We start from the raw sequence: 505 nt of genomic DNA on the forward strand, positions 1-505 counted from the left end.
GGGGCTGGTTCGGGCTCGGGGCACCGGTGGGCGCCGACCACTGGCCGGGTGGCGGCTGCTCCTTGGACCATTTCGTGCCTGGGCCCTGCGGGTCCGTGCCCGGCTGTGGCGCGGGCTCGGTGGCGCCGGGGCGGTCGGCGGGCTCGGCGGGGCCGGACGCACCGGGTTCCCGACCCTCGGACGACGGGGCGGATCCGGGCGAGGCCCAGCCCGGAGTGTCTGTCATCGAAGCTCCTTCTCGGTGCCCGTCCGCGGTCGCGGCGGCAGGTTGGCAGCCATCGTGCCATGGGCTGGTCACCAGGGGTCCGGCCGCGGTATGGCCTGGACTCCTTCAATTGTCCGCCGGATCCGGGGCAGACTGACGGCATGGCTGATCAGCAGGCGCGAACCAGCGGGGACAAGCGGCCGACCGAGATACCTGCGATCCGATGGGAGGAACCACCAGAAGGTCCCGTACTGGTCCTTCTCGACCAGACGAGGCTTCCGGCCGAAGAGGTCGAGTTGG

General features: G+C 71.9%; 2 pseudogenes. One reads left to right on the forward strand and one right to left on the reverse strand.

Annotation, left to right across the window (positions count from 1 at the left end):
* Positions 1–226 (reverse strand): annotated as a pseudogene (locus CCN44_RS42555) (hypothetical protein); the annotation flags it as partial.
* Between the two features lie 140 nt (positions 227–366).
* Here CCN44_RS42555 and CCN44_RS47245 point away from each other — a divergent pair.
* Positions 367–505 (forward strand): annotated as a pseudogene (locus CCN44_RS47245) (S-methyl-5-thioribose-1-phosphate isomerase); the annotation flags it as partial.

It is taken from the genome of Streptomyces tricolor, from assembly GCF_002155905.1.
GTDB classification, from domain to species: Bacteria; Actinomycetota; Actinomycetes; order Streptomycetales; family Streptomycetaceae; genus Streptomyces; species Streptomyces tricolor.